Origin of the sequence: Anoxybacillus sp. UARK-01, from assembly GCF_002075365.1 — a bacterium.
Lineage (GTDB): Bacteria > Bacillota > Bacilli > Bacillales > Anoxybacillaceae > Anoxybacteroides > Anoxybacteroides rupiense.
On sequence record NZ_NASY01000031.1, the window covers coordinates 127,166 to 144,530 of the forward strand.

Genomic DNA, 17,365 nt, shown 5'->3' on the forward strand with positions numbered 1-17,365 from the left:
AGGGAATCGCAATGGACATCATCCTTCCACCAAAGCCGCAAGGAGAGCAATGGACAGATGAACAGTGGCGCGCCATTGTCACGAATGGAGCTCATACGCTTGTAGCGGCCGCTGCTGGTTCAGGGAAAACGACGGTTCTTGTTGAGCGAATCATTCAAAAAATATTGGATGAGCAGCATCCAATTGATATTGATCGACTGCTTGTGGTGACATTTACGAATGCAGCGGCGGCTGAAATGCGCCAGCGGATTGCTGAGAGGATCGAAAAAGCGATCGCCAAGGAACCGCATTCCCTTCATTTGCGCAGACAGCTCAGCCTGCTGCCAAAAGCAGCCATTTCCACGATTCACTCGTTTTGCTTAGATGTTATTCACAAATATTATTATTTAATCGATCTAGACCCTGTGTTTCGCATTGCTGATGAAACGGAAATCGAGCTAATCAAAGAGGAAACCATTGAAGAATTGTTTGAAGAACAATACGGGAAAAAGGAGAACGACATGTTTTTAAGTGTCGTTGACCGTTATACGAGCGACCGGACTGATGTTGGTTTGCAGACGATTGTGCTTTCCTTATATGAATTTGCCCGCTCGCATCCTTATCCGAGGGAGTGGCTTGATCGGCTTGTGGACATGTATCATGTTTCGGCTCATACGGCAATTGAAGAGCTTCCATTTGCGCCTTATTTGCTGCAATACATCGAGTTTCAGCTGCAGGCGGCTAAACAGATGATTGAGCGCGCGCTTGTGATGGCAGAACATCCGGCAGGTCCTCATTATTTACGCGATACGCTTGCGAGTGATATCCTACAAATTCGCGAGCTGGAGGAAACGAAAAAGCATTCATGGCAGCGACTTCACGAGGCGATTCATTCATTGACGTGGGCAACAGCAAAGCGGAAGCCGAAAAATGGAGAATATGATGAGCAGTTGGTTAGCGAAGTGAAATCCTTGCGCGATAAAGCGAAAGAAAAAGTCAAGGAAATAAAGGAAGAGCTCTTTTCTTTTAAACCAGAAACATGGCTGCACCATTTGCAAGAGATGAAGCCGGTGATTGAAACGATCGTAGATCTTGTCAAAGAGCTGGCCGATCGTTTGCAGGCCAAGAAAATAGAAAAGGGAATTGTCGATTTTTCTGACTTGGAGCACTATTGCTTGCAAATTTTACGGCATCCGTCATCGACAAGCGATCAATTGCTTCCTTCTGATGCCGCGCTTGATTACCGAGGACAATTTGCAGAAGTGCTGATTGATGAATACCAAGACGTTAACATGGTGCAGGAAATGATTTTGCAGCTTGTGATTCATGATGATGAAGCAGCGGGTAATTTGTTTATGGTGGGAGACGTGAAGCAATCCATTTACCGCTTTCGTTTGGCTGAGCCATTTTTATTTCTCAAGAAGTATCAGCGTTTTTCAAACAGTGGCGGCAATGGAGGCATTCGCATCGATTTGGCGCAAAATTTCCGCAGCCGTCCAGAGGTTTTAGATGGGACGAACTTTGTTTTCAAACAAATTATGGGGGAGACTGTCGGCGAAATTGTGTATGAGGCTGACGCAGAACTGCGCTTTGGAGCAAGCTACTACCCTGAGAAAAGCATGCCTGTCGAGTTGGTGTTGATTGATAAAGCAGATAACGATCATGCGACGGAAAGTGAAAATGAATCGCAGCAGGATGAACAGCAAGAGCTTGAAAATGTTCAGCTTGAGGCTCGCTGGATCGCCCAAAAAATTAAGGAAATGATTGAAACGCCTTTTTATGTCTATGATCGTCATCTAAAGCAAGAAAGGCGCGTAATGTACCGAGATATTGTCGTCTTATTGCGTTCCATGCCGTGGGCGCCGCAATTGATGGAAGAATTTCGCAAGCAAGGCATTCCTGTGTACGCGGAGCTTTCGACGGGATACTTTACGGCAACAGAAGTGTCAGTGATGCTGTCGGTGTTAAAGGTCATTGACAATCCGTATCAAGACATTCCGCTCGCTTCTGTTCTTCGTTCGCCGATTGTTGGGTTAGATGAAAACGAGCTTTCTCTTTTGCGTCTTGAAAGACCGAAAGGAGCTTTTTACGAAGCGTTTTTGGCGTTTTTAGAAAAACGGCCGGCCATGGATCAAGAAGCAGCGCTTCAAAAAAAAATCGCGTCTTTCGCTGCACACCTACAAGAGTGGCGTACGATGGCGCGGCAACATTCATTAGCAGAATTGATTTGGCGCGTCTATCGCGATACTAGCTTTTATGATTTTGTCGGTACGATGCCTGGAGGAAAACAGCGGCAAGCCAACTTGCGTTTTTTATATGAAAAATCGCGACAATTTGAACAAACTTCGTTTCGCGGCATTTTTCGTTTTCTGCGTTTCATGGAACGGATGCAGGAGCGCAAGGATGATTTCGGTGCCGCTCGTTCTATAAGCGAACAAGAGGATGTTGTACGGCTTATGACGATTCACAAGAGCAAGGGGCTTGAGTTTCCGATCGTCTTTGTGGCTGGTTTAGGAAAAAGTTTTAATACACAAGATTTGCGCAAGAGTTATTTAATGGACAAAGATTTGGGATTTGCCGCCCATTTTGTTCATCCGCGCCTGCGTGTCAGCTATCCGACCATTGCCCAGCTGGCATTGAAACGAAAGCAGGAACTGGAGCTTCTTGCCGAAGAGATGCGCATCCTATATGTCGCTTTGACGCGGGCGAAGGAAAAATTGTTTTTAGTAGGAACGGTGAAGAAACTAGAAAACGAGAAAAAACGGTGGCAGTCTGTTTGTGTGCACAGCGAGTGGCTACTGCCTGACTATATTCGAGCTTCTGCTAGATGCTATTTAGACTGGATCGGCTATTCGCTTGTCCGGCATGCTGATGCCGTTTGCTTGCATGATGGATTCACGGTGGAAAATGACATTTTTGCCCATGGATCGAAATGGAACGTGCAAGCTGTTTCTGCTGCTGAAATCGATAGAGAAATAGAAAATGCTGAACAGCAGGAAGCGCAAATAACGGAACAGCTTCGCAAAGGGGAACGCGTGCCGCTTCAGAGCGAATGGCATGACGAGATCGTTCGCCGCATGAATTGGCTTTATCCTTATCCGCTTTCGACCACTTCGAGAGCCAAACAGACGGTATCGGAATTGAAGCAGCAGCGTGAAACGTTTGGAGCCTATGGAGATGAAGCTTTTCTTAAGCCGTTTCGTACCGGAATCATGGATCGGCCGCGTTTTATGCAGGCGAAACAACTCTCTTCCGCGGAAAAAGGAACGGCGATGCATTTAGTGATGCAGCATATCGATTTAAAAAGCGATATAACAGAAGGAAGAATTCGTGAGCAGATCGCCAAGCTGCTTCAGGGTGAATGGTTGACAGAAGAACAAGCAAAGGAAATCGATATGGCTAGCATTCTTGCTTTTTTCCAAACCGATATCGGCCGTCGCTTGCAAAAAGCATCGTATGTTGAGCGTGAGGTGCCATTTAACTTAGCGTTGCCAGCTAAGGAGACGTATGGACAATGGAAGGAAAACGAGGAAACGGTGCTGGTTCAGGGCGTCTTTGATTGCGTATTTCAGGATGAAAAAGGCTTTGTCCTTATTGACTTTAAAACGGATCGAGTTCAGTGGGCTGATGATGTATCGGCTCTTATTGAAAAACGCTATCGTGTACAAATGGAACTATATCGTTTGGCCATTGAGCGAATCTGGAAAACGCACGTCGATGAATGCTATATCTATGCTTTTGACGGGGCAAAATTGGTTTCCATGTAGGAGGGAAGGCTTTGCGAATTTTGCATACAGCCGATTGGCATTTAGGGAGAACATTAGAAGGAAGAAGCCGGCTGCGAGAACAAGAGCAATTTTTAGATGAATTGGTCTCCATTGTTGAAGAAGAAAAAATTGATGCTGTGCTGATGGCTGGCGATGTTTTTGATTCGGTGAATCCGCCAGCAGCCGCAGAACAGTTGTTTTATGAAGGGATTGCTAGGCTATCAAATGGCGGACGGCGTCCGGTGGTCGTGATTGCAGGCAATCACGACCATCCGGATCGTTTAGCCGCTGCTTCGCGGCTGGCGGCTTCTCATTCGATCACCTTGCTTGGTTTGCCCACGATGAGAGGGCAAGAAATCTATATTCCGACATGCGGGGAAACGTTGTTGTTAGCCGCGCTTCCATACCCATCAGAATCAAGGCTAGCCCAGCTGTTGGCTGCTGAAAACGATGAGAAACTATTACGAAAAAAATATGATGAAAAGGTAAAGGAAATTTTCACTGTGATGAATCAGCAATTTCGGCACGATACGGTGAATATCGCGATGAGCCATTTATATGTGGCGGGAGGTGAGCCGTCTGATTCGGAGCGGCCAATTGAAGTCGGAGGGGCTTATACGGTATCGGCCCATTGTTTTCCAGACCAGGCTCAATATGTGGCGCTAGGGCATTTGCATCGGCCGCAAAACGTTAAACAAGCCGCAATGCCGGCGCGCTATTCGGGTTCTCCGCTTGCCTATAGCTTTTCTGAAGTGGGCTATACCAAATCGGTCACGATTGTGGATGTTCATCCCCAAAAGGAAGCGAATGTGTCAGAGCTACCGTTGTCATGCGGCAGACCGCTTGCCAAGTGGAAAGCGACCGAAGGCTTGGCACAGGTTTATCGCTGGCTTGAGGAAGGAAAAGACCGCAATGCTTGGATTGATTTGGAAATTTATGTTGAGCATTCATTGACATTGGAAGAAATTCATCGTTTACGTAAAAGCTATGACGGATTTATCTATATTCGCCCTCATTTTTTAACCAAGCAACAGGCTGTACAAGAGGAGCGCGAGCATACTCCGATTGAAGTGCTATTTCAGCGCTTTTATGAAAAGCAGACAGGAGGGGCCAAGCCGACGGAAGAGCTTGTCCGGATGTTCCTCGAACTGCTTGCTGATGAAGATGAGGATGGTGATGAAGCATGAAGCCGATTCGTTTAACGGTTGCCGGATTGCATAGCTTTCGCGAAAAGCAGGTGATCGAATTCGATAAGCTGTGTGAAGGGGGCCTTTTTGGCATTTTCGGACCGACGGGCAGCGGCAAATCCTCCATTTTAGATGCGATGACTTTGGCGCTTTACGGAAATGTTGAGCGCGCGGCCAACAATACGAACGGCATTATGAATCATGCAGAGCAGGAGTTAGTCGTTTCCTTTACTTTTGAATTGGCCAGTGCCAATGGAAAGAGAAAATATACCGTTGAGCGAAGCTTTAAGAGAAGTGAGGGACTTCGTGTTAAAACAGCGATTAGCCGTCTAATTGAGGAAGGTTCAGAACGAGTGGTGCTTGCGGATAAAACAAGGGAGGTCGACGATCAAATCAAGCAGCTGCTCGGCTTGGAAATGAAGGATTTTACGCGGGCCGTCGTGCTGCCGCAAGGGAAATTTGCTGAATTTTTATCGCTAAAGGGTGTCGAGCGTCGGCAAATGCTGCAGCGGCTTTTTAATCTTGAACAATATGGGGATCAATTGAACAAAAAGCTAAAAACGAGATTCATAAACGCTACAGCCAAGTTAGAAACCATTTGCGCGGAGCAAGCAGGACTTGGCAATGCCTCAAAAGAAACGTTGGATGAACAACTGCAGCAATTAGAACAACTGGAGCAAGAACTCAAGCAGCAGCAGCTTTATTTAGTTCAAATAAAAGAGCGATATGAACGTGATAAAGAGCTGTGGCAATGGCAAAAGGAAAAGGAATACATCGAACAGCAGTTGGAAAAATGCCGGATGGAGGAGACGGAAATCCTCACGCTTGAACAAAAGCGCCAAAAGGCGGAGGAGGCGGAACGCTTACTTCCCTACGCTCAGCAATATGAACAAGCAAAGCGAGAGGTTGAAGAATGGGAAAGAGAAAGGAAGCGCATTGAGCAGCAGCTTCATGTTACTCGTCAGCAATATGAACAGGCAGCTGAAGCTTACCGTTTTATTCGCGCGAAAAAAAATGAGCAGGAGCCGAAGCTTTTGCAGAAGAAAGAACAGCTTTTGCAAGCCAAGCAGCTGTGGGAGCGGATGCAGCAAATGGAGCGAGAAATGAAGGATATTAGGGCGCGGATCTCGGAAACGATGGCAAAAGAAAAGCAAGCACAGCAAGCGTTCGAACACCTTTCCCAGCTTTATGAACGAGCGTTGGACAAGCAAAAAAGTCTCAAGGAGCAATGGCGGCAAAAGCAGGTCCCTGCGCAAGTAAAAGAGCGGATCTATCGGGCTTATGAAGAAAAAAAAGAAGTGATGGTGCTTGATCAAGCGCTGCAAGAAATCAAGAGGGAGTATAGACAAAAGCAAGAAAGCTATGATCGGCTTGTGCAGCGCGAAAGTGTGTATGAAAAGCAACTGGAAGATGGTAAGAAAGCGTGGACAGCCCATTTTCAGCGAATCGAGAGGCTTTACCATCGTGTATGTGAAAAACAAATCCAACTTGAAAAGCTCATCTACAAGATCAAACAAAAGCAAAAAATAGCGGAGAAGACACGGCTGCAGCATGTGGCTGCCTCTTTGGCGGCAACGTTAACAGAAGGAAGTCCTTGTCCTGTGTGCGGTTCTCTCCATCACCCGTCTCCTGCCCTATCATCTAGCGAGCAACCGAGCGAGCAGGAGCTGTTAAAATGGGACGAGGAGTTGGAGAGAGCACAGCCGCTCGCTTCGTCCTTCCAGTCGCTGAAAATTCAGCTGGAACAATTAGCTGAAGCGGTTATGCAAGAGGAGAATAGAGAGGGAGTAGTGTTAAGCGATGCGTCTAGGGCAAAAAGAGAAGCAGAAGAAGAGTCTTATGCTCCTATCGACGTACAGTTCCATGATCTGGCCGCAGAAGTAAAAGCTTTACAGCAGGATTATTTCCAATGCCGTGAAGCAATCAATACGATGCTGGAAAGGCGGCGAACGCTTGAAAAGCAGCGGCAAGAGATTGTCAATCAGCGCCATTCGCTGCAGCAGGAAATAGAAGAGCGTCTCGCTAAATACCAAGAAAGAGAGCGCATGAAGGACGAACGCATGCAAAATTGGCTAGCAATCTATGAAGATCTCTCATTTACAGCGATTGAACAAATGATGGACCAATTGCGTGCGGATGAAAAAGAAGCACAATTATTGCAGGAACGAATTGATAAAAGCGTTGTATTTCTTGAACAAAAACAGGAGGAATGTGAACAAGCAAAAGAACAATGGCAACAGCTACAGCGGCAGCGAGCGGATGCTCTGCTTTTACAGCAGATGAAACAGCAACAATATAAAGAGTACGAGCAATCCCTTCCATTTCCTATTGACGAACAACCGCTTGAGCATCGATTGGCGGATGTGGAGCAGCAGCTTGTTCAGTTGCAAAAACAAGAAGAAGAAGCGTATGAATCGTACAACGGCATGCAGCGCCAATATCAGCTGTTAGAAGCAAAAAAACAGGCTGCGATACAAGCGCTATCTGAAGGGGAAAAACGGCTGGAGCAATCAGAGAATAAATGGAGGGAGATGTTGCAGCAGAGCTCTTTTGCAAACGCTGATGAAATTCGTAAAACTCCATTAACACAAGAAGAAAAGAACGCGATGGCAGAACGTATCCAACAATTCCGTGAAAACTGGCTGAAATGGCAAAATGAATGGCAGCGGGTGACGGACCGGATGAATGGCATGGAAATCAGTGAAGAACAATGGCAGCAGAGCGCTTCCATGCTCCGGCAACAAGAAGAGAAAACGACAGAATTAATCAAACAAGTGGCTTCTGCTAAAACAAGAGTAGAGGAGCTGACTGAAAAGCATAAACGCTTTCAAGAGCTGGAGCAGCAGCGAATGGCAGTGGAACGGCTAGTCCAGCAATATCGTGAGCTGCAAAATGTGTTGCGCGGAAACAGCTTTGTTGAATTTATGGCGGAGGAGCAGTTGATCCGTGTCACTCGTGATGCGTCTGAGCGGCTTGGCGAGCTAACAAGACAGCGCTATGCCATCGAAGTCGATTCAGAGGGAGGATTTATGATCAGGGATGATGCGAATGGAGGAGTGCGACGTCCAGTAACGACGTTATCAGGAGGGGAAACCTTTTTAACTTCTCTGTCATTGTCCCTAGCCTTATCGGCACAAATCCAGCTTCGCGGTGAGTATCCGCTGCAGTTTTTCTTCTTGGATGAAGGGTTTGGCACACTGGATGGGGAGCTTCTCGATGTCGTCATTTCTGCTTTAGAACGGCTGCAGGCGAACGATATGGCGATCGGCGTGATCAGCCATGTGCAGGAGTTGCGCGCCCGTCTTCCAAAGCGGCTCATTGTCGAACCTGCTGAGCCTTCTGGCCGGGGCACGCGTGTTAAATTGGAAGTCATGTAGTCAAGTAGCCAAAAGAGGGGTTTTTATTTACTTGATGCATATCATGATTTCCGAAAAACGAATAATTGGAGGCTTGTCCGTCCTTAGTCTTTTCATTACATAGATGTGTGACAAAAGTTGAAGTAACGCCGCTTTCAGACCCGTTCTGGTTCTGTGAAGCGGCGTTGTTCCATCATCGGGCTGTGGGAAAACACCCAGCCTTTATCATGCAAATAAGTGACATCGATCGTAGCTGTCATTGCTGCTTTTTAACGGAGAAGCCTCTCACCTCTTAACGGAGTGTTGGTGGGAGAGGTTCATTTTTTGGAAAAACTTTAGTTATTACCAGCGACATTGTTATCGAATACATCCGGATCGAGGGAATTTGTAAAACTGATACCGTTATTTGTCAAAATAAAATCGCCCGTATTAAATCCTCCGGATCCCCCTTGGGTTTTGGTAGATGTTTTTGGTGCGATGTACATGGTGTCTCCTACTTGAAAAACAGCACCGCTGCTTACGTTTGTAATTTTAATTGGACCAACAACTGCTGGCATGTTCATCCATCCTTTGTTATTCGAATTGCTGCTTGTGGAAGCGAAAGAGAGAAAGGAATGTTTGGCTCTGATAGTTGCCGAATATGCTTAATGCGCGTATCGGCATCAATCGTAGAAGTGGAGCCGATATGAACGACTGCTGCGGTGGAAACAGCGATTAAGTGAATCGAACGAACTGAAAGAACAGGTGATTCATTCAAGCGGCGAGTTTGCACATATGCCGATACGGGAAGTTTAGGCAGAGACCTTGCAAACACAGGAAAAGCCCCTTCCCCTTCATTCCCGCCAAACCATTCGTATTGCCTTTGGACAGCTAAAACGTATGAACGAGCGTTAATTTCTCGAGAATCGCCAATTTGCAACACCGAGCTCAAAAGGACGGTGTTACTATTGAGCCATTGAACCATTGATAAGCGCTTCATCAATACCGACAACCTTCCCCTAAGCTTGTAGTGTTACGATCCTTTTGGAGCAAGCGGGACGAGAGGGCCAATAATCAATGATTCAGGCGGTGTGTCAAAAGCGGATGATAAATTTATCACGTCTGCATCTCCGATGAGAAAAATAGCAGAGCTCGTTACAGCTGTAAGATAAATGTCGCCTACTTGCACGTCACGGTTAATCACAGTATAGTTCATGATGTTCCTCCTTGCTTTGGAAGATGTTTAATAAAGCTTTCTAATGATTGCTCAATGTCTTCCTTCAGCTTCATAAATATCATATTCTCTATATTTTCCGATGATTTTTGATCTGGGACATATCCGCCATTCATGGTTTGCTGCAAATAGAAGCGGATCCGTTCATCGACTTGACGCTGAATATCTTGGAGAATAAACTGGCGATACGGATCATCTAAAGGATAGGCGTATTTCGCTTCGAGCTCTTGTAATACTTGCATGCATTCATTTTCCAAATAACCATTGACTTTGGTCTGAATATTGCCAAATAGGGCCGGCTCCGGTTTAGGAATAATCGTTTTTTCAGTATCGACTGCAAAATCTTCAATGGATCCCGTGCCATTTGGCGTGAGGCCGATATTTAACGTGCCTTCTAATGTTTCTACTTTGAGCTGATCAAATTTATACTCAATTCGTTCAATCATTGTTTGTGGATGCTGCTTGATTTCATGCAGCTCTTTCTCAAGAATGGCAAGCCGGTTTTCGATGGTTTGGATCTTGTTTGTTTGCCATAATAAATATTGCTGCAATTTCATAAAATAGTCGTATGGAAACAAGCTGCTCATAGTCGCTTCTCATCCTCTCAATGATCCCTTCTCTTTTCAATATATGGGCTATGAATGGTTGTCATCACTTTTTTTTGTCATTTTTTCGCGAGTTGCGGAATGAAGAGGGACCAATGGAGTGCTCGGCTCGCTTGTAGGGCCCGAGATGACGGCTTCAGGTGCAGGTCCAGTAAATCCGCCTGTGTTGCTTAATGTGGAAAGGGCCTGAATTTGCCCAGCGCTGCCGATTTGGAGCACGGATGAGTTGGTCACAGAGCCGATTTTAAATTGATAAATGTAGATGCTTTGGTTGATATAAAAGTTCATCGTGTCACTCCTTTATGCGTTGCCGACCACACTATCATCCATAAGATCTGCATCATTTGTGTTTGTATTGCTGTAATAATTATATATGCTTAAGCCGTTTCCTGTATTAAAAGAACCAGCACCGGCAAATGTTTTCGCGACGCTGTAAGGACTGATCGCAAAAACGTCGCCAATATGAAATACACCGCTGCTTCCGATACTGTTAAGTTTTACTACCCCAACGAATGCTGGCATCATCATACACCCTTTTTTTATTTTCGTTATAGGTTATGGGCGAATAGAGAAAAATGTGAATTTCTTTAATTGTTGGCGACATTATTGGCATCATTAACGTCAGGATCGGATGTGTTTGTAAAGCTGACAAATGTGTTGGTTTGCAAAAAATCTCCGTTATTTCCGCCGCCGGCACCTTGATTGGATTTTAAGGCGCTTTTTGGCGCGATTTGCAGTACATCGCCAAAATTGACGGTTCCATCGCCGCTGACATGTGTGATTTTTATAGGCCCCCCGATAAAAGATGGCATATGACCACGTCCTTTCTCATCATAGGTATCTGTTTATCATTATATGGAGATGGAAATAAAGTGTTGAATATAAGATGGATGTCCCTATCGTTTTTTGTTTGCTCTTCATAAAATAACAGTAATACAAAAAAAGAGGATGATCGACATGCCAGCATTGATTTTGGGCGGTATCATGGTGACAAGCATTAGCGGAAATGGAACGGTAAATCTAGGAGATGTTTTACAAATTGCGCCAAAAAGTACAGCGAAGGCTTTTAGCGGAGGCGGCGGAGATAATACAGGGAATTTTATACAAACAAATGTATTGTTTAGCGCCACTAATACTTTGGATCCGAGCTTGAAGGACACTAGCAATATTGGAAACAACTAAAAGCGCTACAAGCCGGTAGCGCTTTTTTATGTAAAGGCTACTTGAGGATATTTTAGAGAGGCCACGCCAAAACGTGATGTCGAAGTCGGCTTTCGCCTAGAGAGCAATGTGCTGGATCATTGATCCATACAAATGTGAAATAGTAAGTTACATCTATATCACCCATGTGTTATAATTTTATTGAATTTTCAGATATATAAATACGGAGGGGAGAGAGAAAAATGAAAGTACCGTTGCTGCTGACCCAGTTTTTGGACCGAGCGGTGTCGTTATACGGCGACAAAATAGGGGTGATTGACGAAGGAAAGGAGCTTACATATCGCGAGCTAAATGACAGAGTCAATCAACTGTCACACGGTCTGAGGGATTTGGGGGTAAAAAAAGGGGATCGCGTGGCGTATTTGGCTCCGAATACGCTTGAAATGCTCGAAGGATTTTATGGGGTGTTTCAGCTTGGCGCGGTCATGGTTCCGTTAAACATTCGCTTAAAACCAGACGATTATTTGTTTATTTTAAATCATAGTGAAAGCAAAGTGCTGTTTGTAGATCAAGAGCTGTACCACTTGATTTTGCCGATTAAGGACAAGCTTGAAACCATCGAAGCGATTATTGTTCATGGGAAAAATCAGGAAACGAATGAAATCGCTTACGATGAATGGCTGACGCAGTTCACTTCTGCGCCATTCCAGCGCCCTGATATCGACGAGGATGATGTATGCAGCCTTCTGTATACGAGCGGAACAACCGGAAATCCGAAAGGGGTCATGCTTACACACCGGAATAATTATCTTCATGCGCTAATAACGATGCATCACCTGCGCGTATCAGATCGCGATAACTATTTGCATGTGCTGCCAATGTTCCATGTGAATGGGTGGGGATCTCCGTTTTATTATACGGCGAATGGAGCGACGCATATTTGCTTGCGAAAAGCGGCGCCAGAGCTGATTTTTGAATACATTCAAAAATATCAGGTTAATGTGATGCATATGGCTCCCACTGTGCTCAATTCATTATTGCAATATTACGAACAGCATGTTCCTATTATGGAGCATCCCGTTCGTGTTGTCATCGCTGGTTCCGCACCGCCGCCGGCCTTTGTCACACGCGTAGAAAAAGAGCTGGGCTGGGAGTTTATCCAAGTGTATGGCATGACAGAATCGTCGCCGCTAAGCACTGTTTCTACGATCCGCTCGCATCTAAGCGACTTGCCTCTTCATGAACAATACCGGATGAAAGCAAAGGCGGGACACGCCATGATCGGTTGCGAAGTAAAAGTGGTGAACGAGCATGGTGAAGCCGTTCCACATGACGGTCAAACGATTGGAGAAGTCGTTGTGCGCAGCAACGGTGTAATGAAAGGATATTGGAAAAATCCCGAGGCAACGATGGAAACGATCCGAAACGGCTGGCTTCATACGGGAGACATGGCTACAGTTGATTCGTATGGAAATATTGATATCGTTGATAGAAAAAAAGATATTATTATTAGTGGCGGCGAAAATATTTCTTCCATTGAGGTGGAAGGTGTTCTGTATGATCATCCATCCGTGTTGGAGGTGGCAGTGATTGCTGTGCCCCATGAAAAGTGGGGAGAAACGCCACATGCATTTGTCGTGACACGCCCAGGACATACGGTTACAGAGCAGGAGCTTATTGCTTTTTCACGAGAAAGACTCGCACATTTTAAAGCGATTACAGGTGTGACATTTGTGGATGAGCTTCCGAAAACGGCATCAGGGAAAATTCAAAAAGTGCATTTGCGCAAGGAATATTGGACGTCCATTGGAAAAGCAGACAGATATGTAAACTAAACGCGCAATGTCTTGGGGAGGAAAGGCCATTTGTTCATTGACAGATGGCCTTTGTTTTTTATATTGTTGAAGACATGAGCAGGCATGAGTGAATGATGAGGTAAGACAATGAGCGAATTTCATTCTATTTCTGATACAGAACGTATTCAATCTGTCGATATGATGCGGGGGATTGCTATTTTGGGCATTTTTCTAGTCAATATGCCCCATTTTAACTCTCCTATCATGTATTTGAGCCACGGAAGCGGGTCGAGCCATGCTTCCGATCGCTTGACGGAAAAAATGATTGATATTTTTGCTGAAGCTAGCTTCTATCCATTATTTGCTTTTTTATTCGGTTTTGGCGTCATCATCTTTCGTGAACGAGTGCTTATGAAAAAGAGGCCGTTTGTCCGGCTTTTTGCCAGAAGGATGATTTCCTTGCTTTTAATCGGATGTCTCCATGCCTTTCTGATCTGGTATGGCGATATTTTAATTTCCTATGCTCTTACTGGAATGTTTATGCTATTGTTTCATCGGGCGTCCCCGCGTTCTCTCTTTGTCTGGGCATTGCTGCTTTGGCTCGTTCCCAACGGACTGCTTAGCGCTTTATTGGGGATTGCAGTATGGATAGAGCCTGGAAATTCGGATGCACCATCTGACGAAACCTTGGCTCACGAGGCTCTTCATCATTACCGAGATGGTACATTTGCAGAGATTTTTCAGCAGCGTTGGCACGACTGGATGTATGTAAACAACGCAGAAGGAACGATCTTTATTATTCTTTCGCTTTTGCCCATGTTTTTGTTCGGGGCGTATGTTGCCAAACAACAATGGTTTTCCTCTATTTCTGCCAATAAAAAAACATTGAAAAAACTGTGGATTTTCACTCTTTTGTTTGGCTGGAGCTTGAAGCTTTTGCCGTACTGGGCGGAAAGAAATATGGCGACAGAATATGTACAAAACATGCTGGGCGGGCCATTAACTTCTATTTTTTATGTGACCACCATTGCGTTATGTTCCGATATGAGATGGGGAAATAAAATTCTTTCCATTTTTGCAGCTGTAGGCAAAATGTCGCTAACAAATTATTTATTTCAATCTATTTTGTGCACGTTATTGTTTTACCATTATGGCTTTGGATTATATGGAACGGTTCGTCCATTTTACGGATTGCTTTTGGCGATTTTCATTTATAGCCTGCAAGTGGTCATCAGCAACAGATGGATGAAGCGCTATCGAACAGGACCGGTAGAATGGCTATGGAGAACAATCATATATGGGCAGAAGCAGCCGTTTAAAAGAACATAAAGAGATTCATGATAAAAATAAAAAATCTACTGAATCGGCTTTTTCAGTAGATTTTTATTCGATGCGAAGATAGGCGGATTTAGAAAGAGAATAATGATGCTGCTTAGAGGCTAGAGCCTCTCTTAATTGAATATTTAACAATTCATCGAGCTCTTGGCTGCACTGAATGGTTTCTTTGGCAGTTAGACCATATGTTAAAGCTAACTCAATCATCTGTTGTCTTTTTTCTTCAATCAACATGATCATTGTTTTTCACCAACGTTTTATTATGATGTTTTAGGAATTTAGTATGGCGAATAGTATATCATCATTATACATAGAATGGGAAGGAAGGGAAGAGGTTCGCTAAAAAAAGACATAATATTCTATATTTCTACAAATTTTTGGGAGGGTTTGGACGAAAAGATAGAGAATAAGCAAAGGGAGAAAGGGAGGTCAAGGATCATGAAATTTGTGACAGCTAAGCGCCAAGGAACGTCGTTTGTCGGCGTACTAAGCGCTCAAAATGAAGTCATTCACTTGCAAATGGCGGAGCAGGCCATGGGAGAGGAGTCCACGCTGCCCCACTCGCTTATGGAGTGTATCGCGCTTGGTGATGCGTTTGTCGATAAAGTGCAGGAAATTGTCACATGGAGCGAGAAGCAGCGAGCTGCCGATTATGTCTATCCACTTGAAAGCGTCCAGCTGTTGGCGCCGATTCCGCGTCCTCTCAAAAATATTTTTTGCGTCGGGAAAAACTATGTCGATCACGCACTTGAGCTTGGAAGCGCGGATGACATTCCGGAACATCTGATGCTATTTTCTAAAGCCCCGACAACCGTAACAGGACATGAGTCCCTTGTTTTGCGCCATGCCCATGTGACAGAAGAATTAGATTATGAGGGAGAATTAGCGGTTGTCATCGGCAAAAAAGGAAAAGGCATTAAAGAAGAAGAAGCGTTGGACTACGTATTTGGTTATACGATTATCAACGATATTACAGCGCGGGATTTGCAGCAGCGCCATAAACAGTTTTTGCTTGGCAAAAGCTTGGATACGTCTTGTCCGATGGGGCCATGGATCGTGCACAAGTCGCTGATCCCTAACCCGAACCGCTTGCATATTGAAACGAAAGTGAATGGGGAAATACGGCAAAAAGCGAATACGGAACAGTTTATTTTTTCGGTTGAAACGATTATTTCTACGATTTCACAAGGAATGACGTTAGAGCCTGGCGACATTATTGCGACAGGAACGCCGGCTGGAGTCGGAAAAGGCATGAAACCGCCGCGTTTTTTGCAATCAGGGGACATCGTGGAAATCACCATCGAAAAAATCGGCACGCTTCGCAATCGCATTGGCGAATAAGAATGTCATAAACGAGGGCTTTCCCCATCCGGAAAGCCCTTGACTGCTGATAAACGCTTTTATCTTTCGTCACTGGCTTCGCTCCTCAGCCCCTAAACGTCTTTGGTCAATTGGCATCTTCGCTAAAGCACAGCCCCTTTGTCTGCCAAGTGCTTTCAAGTGAGTCTGATGTGAAACCAGCCCAATCCATGAAGGATGGTTAAAATGGTTGCAGGGTCTGTCCAGAAAGTCAACTCTATAAAGCATTAAAGGGGCGTCTATAAGCCGGAAAACCGACTTATTAAGCCCCTGCTGTTCTCTTTGCTTTTATTTATTCATTAAACACTTTTTTTACTTTTTCGATTGCCCAGTCCAACTGTTCTTTCGTGATGATCAATGGAGGGGCAAAACGAATGACGGTGTCATGTGTTTCTTTGCATAGTAATCCTTCATTCTGCAATTTTTCACAATATGGACGGGCAGGCCCATGCAATTCAACGCCGATAAATAATCCGCGGCCACGGACCTCTTTAATATCAGGATGCTGAATTTCACGTAACTTTTCTTGGAAATAATTACCTAATTCAAAAGAACGTTCTGCTAGTTTTTCTTCAACAAGAACGTCGATGGCTGCGATGGAAACAGCGCAAGCGAGCGGATTACCGCCGAAGGTCGAACCGTGTGAACCTGGATTGAAAACGCCTAAAATATCGCGATTGGCCGCTACGCAAGAAATCGGGAATACACCGCCGCCTAGCGCTTTGCCGAGGATGTACATATCCGGCACAACATTTTCCCAATCGCATGCAAACATTTTTCCTGAGCGGCCTAGGCCAGCTTGAATTTCGTCGGCAATATACAATACGTTGTGTTGTTTACATACTTCATAGGCGGCTTTTAAAAATCCTTCTGGAGGAATATTAATGCCTGCCTCCCCTTGGATCGGTTCAAAGATAAAGGCAGCCGTATTTGGTGTAATCGCTTTCTTTAATGCTTCTACATCGCCAAATGGGATCACTTTGATGCCAGGAAGCATCGGTCCGAATCCGCGCTGATACTCAGGGTTGGAAGACATGGAAACAGCGGTCATTGTCCGTCCGTGGAAATTATCTTCGCAAACGATAATTTCCGCTTTATTTTCTTCGATGCCTTTGACATCATACGCCCAGCGGCGCGCAGCTTTCACGGCTGTTTCTACCGCTTCTGCGCCTGTATTCATTGGTAAAACCATGTCTTTTCCTGTTAATTTGGCTACTTTTTCATACCAAGGGCCCAACTGATCGTTATGAAACGCTCGAGATGTTAAGGTAATGCGGTCTGCCTGTTCCTTGAGCGCTTGAATGATTTTCGGATGACGATGTCCTTGGTTGACGGCGGAATAGGCGCTTAACATATCCATATAACGATTGCCTTCAGGGTCTTCTACCCATACGCCTTCTCCTTTAGAAAGAACGACTGGCAGCGGATGATAGTTGTTTGCGCCAAACTGCTCAGTTAAGTGAATAATTTCTGTTGTTTTGCTCATGTGTGCTCCTCCTATTTGCAATATTCGCTCCATTATATATTATAGCAAAAATTATACGAGCTTGTTAGATTGGGAAAAAGAAGGAACTCTATGACCTTTGTCCATTTTCTTGCTTGCAAAG

General features: G+C 44.9%; 16 protein-coding genes. 7 read left to right on the forward strand and 9 right to left on the reverse strand.

Annotated features, from left to right (window positions below; all coding sequences use genetic code 11):
- Positions 1 to 11 precede the first annotated feature (11 nt).
- Genes addA through B6A27_RS05130 form a run of 3 tightly spaced genes read left to right on the forward strand, consistent with a single transcriptional unit; the run spans position 12 to position 8,310 of the window.
- Positions 12 to 3,746, forward strand: a complete 3,735-nt coding sequence (gene addA / locus B6A27_RS05120) for a helicase-exonuclease AddAB subunit AddA (protein ID WP_080860521.1) — start codon at positions 12 to 14, stop codon at positions 3,744 to 3,746.
- Positions 3,747 to 3,757: 11 nt separating this feature from the next.
- The gene (locus tag B6A27_RS05125) at positions 3,758 to 4,933 is read left to right on the forward strand and encodes an exonuclease SbcCD subunit D (RefSeq protein ID WP_066148156.1); all 1,176 of its coding nucleotides are present in this window, start codon (positions 3,758 to 3,760) and stop codon (positions 4,931 to 4,933) included.
- Complete coding sequence (locus tag B6A27_RS05130; RefSeq protein WP_080860523.1) at positions 4,930 to 8,310, forward strand: AAA family ATPase; 3,381 nt, start codon at positions 4,930 to 4,932, stop codon at positions 8,308 to 8,310. Before B6A27_RS05125 ends, B6A27_RS05130 begins: the two co-directional genes overlap by 4 nt.
- A gap of 314 nt (positions 8,311 to 8,624) precedes the next feature.
- On the opposite strand, the gene B6A27_RS05135 is transcribed toward B6A27_RS05130, so the two are convergent.
- From B6A27_RS05135 to B6A27_RS05165, 7 genes are all read right to left on the reverse strand, one after another.
- Positions 8,625 to 8,846, reverse strand: coding sequence for a spore germination protein (locus B6A27_RS05135; protein WP_066148161.1), 222 nt, complete (start codon positions 8,844 to 8,846; stop codon positions 8,625 to 8,627).
- Positions 8,847 to 8,848: 2 nt separating this feature from the next.
- Positions 8,849 to 9,268, reverse strand: a complete 420-nt coding sequence (locus B6A27_RS05140) for a spore germination protein GerPE (RefSeq protein WP_080860525.1) — start codon at positions 9,266 to 9,268, stop codon at positions 8,849 to 8,851.
- A 33-nt stretch (positions 9,269 to 9,301) separates the two neighbouring features.
- Positions 9,302 to 9,484 (reverse strand): hypothetical protein, encoded by a 183-nt coding sequence (locus B6A27_RS05145; protein WP_044745671.1) that lies wholly within the window; start codon positions 9,482 to 9,484, stop codon positions 9,302 to 9,304.
- Entirely contained in the window at positions 9,481 to 10,089 is a 609-nt protein-coding gene (gene gerPC / locus B6A27_RS05150) for a spore germination protein GerPC (RefSeq protein ID WP_080860527.1), read from the reverse strand. Before gerPC ends, B6A27_RS05145 begins: the two co-directional genes overlap by 4 nt.
- Before the next feature lie 48 nt (positions 10,090 to 10,137).
- Positions 10,138 to 10,395, reverse strand: coding sequence for a spore germination protein GerPB (locus B6A27_RS05155; protein WP_044745673.1), 258 nt, complete (start codon positions 10,393 to 10,395; stop codon positions 10,138 to 10,140).
- A gap of 12 nt (positions 10,396 to 10,407) precedes the next feature.
- Positions 10,408 to 10,629, reverse strand: a complete 222-nt coding sequence (locus B6A27_RS05160; protein WP_044745674.1) for a spore germination protein — start codon at positions 10,627 to 10,629, stop codon at positions 10,408 to 10,410.
- A 65-nt stretch (positions 10,630 to 10,694) separates the two neighbouring features.
- On the reverse strand, positions 10,695 to 10,919 hold the full coding sequence (locus B6A27_RS05165; protein ID WP_044745675.1) for a spore germination protein: 225 nt from the start codon (positions 10,917 to 10,919) through the stop codon (positions 10,695 to 10,697).
- A 145-nt stretch (positions 10,920 to 11,064) separates the two neighbouring features.
- Here B6A27_RS05165 and B6A27_RS05170 point away from each other — a divergent pair, with 145 nt between their 5' ends.
- The 3 genes from B6A27_RS05170 (at position 11,065) to B6A27_RS05180 (ending at position 14,393) form a co-directional block, all read left to right on the forward strand.
- Positions 11,065 to 11,289, forward strand: coding sequence for a spore germination protein (locus B6A27_RS05170; protein ID WP_080860530.1), 225 nt, complete (start codon positions 11,065 to 11,067; stop codon positions 11,287 to 11,289).
- 221 nt (positions 11,290 to 11,510) lie between these two features.
- Positions 11,511 to 13,103, forward strand: coding sequence for a long-chain-fatty-acid--CoA ligase (locus B6A27_RS05175; RefSeq protein WP_080860533.1), 1,593 nt, complete (start codon positions 11,511 to 11,513; stop codon positions 13,101 to 13,103).
- 108 nt (positions 13,104 to 13,211) lie between these two features.
- Positions 13,212 to 14,393, forward strand: a complete 1,182-nt coding sequence (locus tag B6A27_RS05180) for a DUF418 domain-containing protein (protein ID WP_080860535.1) — start codon at positions 13,212 to 13,214, stop codon at positions 14,391 to 14,393.
- A gap of 54 nt (positions 14,394 to 14,447) precedes the next feature.
- Here the strand turns inward: B6A27_RS05180 and B6A27_RS05185 are convergent, their stop codons facing one another.
- On the reverse strand, positions 14,448 to 14,639 hold the full coding sequence (locus B6A27_RS05185) for an aspartyl-phosphate phosphatase Spo0E family protein (RefSeq protein WP_044745679.1): 192 nt from the start codon (positions 14,637 to 14,639) through the stop codon (positions 14,448 to 14,450).
- Positions 14,640 to 14,837: 198 nt separating this feature from the next.
- Between B6A27_RS05185 and B6A27_RS05190 the strand changes: the two genes are divergently transcribed.
- The gene (locus B6A27_RS05190) at positions 14,838 to 15,740 is read left to right on the forward strand and encodes a fumarylacetoacetate hydrolase family protein (RefSeq protein ID WP_080860538.1); all 903 of its coding nucleotides are present in this window, start codon (positions 14,838 to 14,840) and stop codon (positions 15,738 to 15,740) included.
- 310 nt (positions 15,741 to 16,050) lie between these two features.
- Here B6A27_RS05190 and B6A27_RS05195 read toward each other — a convergent pair whose 3' ends face one another.
- Positions 16,051 to 17,244 (reverse strand): ornithine--oxo-acid transaminase, encoded by a 1,194-nt coding sequence (locus B6A27_RS05195; RefSeq protein WP_080860540.1) that lies wholly within the window; start codon positions 17,242 to 17,244, stop codon positions 16,051 to 16,053.
- Between the last annotated feature and the right edge of the window lie 121 nt (positions 17,245 to 17,365).

Bases quoted from the DNA above. Each gene is read 5' to 3' on its own strand.
- B6A27_RS05160 (WP_044745674.1), bottom strand. From the start codon at position 10,629: ATGCCAGCATTCGTTGGGGTAGTAAAACTTAACAGTATCGGAAGCAGC.
- B6A27_RS05190 (WP_080860538.1), top strand. From the start codon at position 14,838: ATGAAATTTGTGACAGCTAAGCGCCAAGGAACGTCGTTTGTCGGCGTA.
- B6A27_RS05185 (WP_044745679.1), bottom strand. From the start codon at position 14,639: ATGATCATGTTGATTGAAGAAAAAAGACAACAGATGATTGAGTTAGCT.
- addA (WP_080860521.1), top strand. From the start codon at position 12: ATGGACATCATCCTTCCACCAAAGCCGCAAGGAGAGCAATGGACAGAT.
- B6A27_RS05180 (WP_080860535.1), top strand. From the start codon at position 13,212: ATGAGCGAATTTCATTCTATTTCTGATACAGAACGTATTCAATCTGTC.
- B6A27_RS05140 (WP_080860525.1), bottom strand. From the start codon at position 9,268: ATGAAGCGCTTATCAATGGTTCAATGGCTCAATAGTAACACCGTCCTT.
- B6A27_RS05165 (WP_044745675.1), bottom strand. From the start codon at position 10,919: ATGCCATCTTTTATCGGGGGGCCTATAAAAATCACACATGTCAGCGGC.
- B6A27_RS05130 (WP_080860523.1), top strand. From the start codon at position 4,930: ATGAAGCCGATTCGTTTAACGGTTGCCGGATTGCATAGCTTTCGCGAA.
- B6A27_RS05170 (WP_080860530.1), top strand. From the start codon at position 11,065: ATGCCAGCATTGATTTTGGGCGGTATCATGGTGACAAGCATTAGCGGA.
- gerPC (WP_080860527.1), bottom strand. From the start codon at position 10,089: ATGAGCAGCTTGTTTCCATACGACTATTTTATGAAATTGCAGCAATAT.
- B6A27_RS05145 (WP_044745671.1), bottom strand. From the start codon at position 9,484: ATGAACTATACTGTGATTAACCGTGACGTGCAAGTAGGCGACATTTAT.
- B6A27_RS05195 (WP_080860540.1), bottom strand. From the start codon at position 17,244: ATGAGCAAAACAACAGAAATTATTCACTTAACTGAGCAGTTTGGCGCA.
- B6A27_RS05135 (WP_066148161.1), bottom strand. From the start codon at position 8,846: ATGCCAGCAGTTGTTGGTCCAATTAAAATTACAAACGTAAGCAGCGGT.
- B6A27_RS05155 (WP_044745673.1), bottom strand. From the start codon at position 10,395: ATGAACTTTTATATCAACCAAAGCATCTACATTTATCAATTTAAAATC.
- B6A27_RS05175 (WP_080860533.1), top strand. From the start codon at position 11,511: ATGAAAGTACCGTTGCTGCTGACCCAGTTTTTGGACCGAGCGGTGTCG.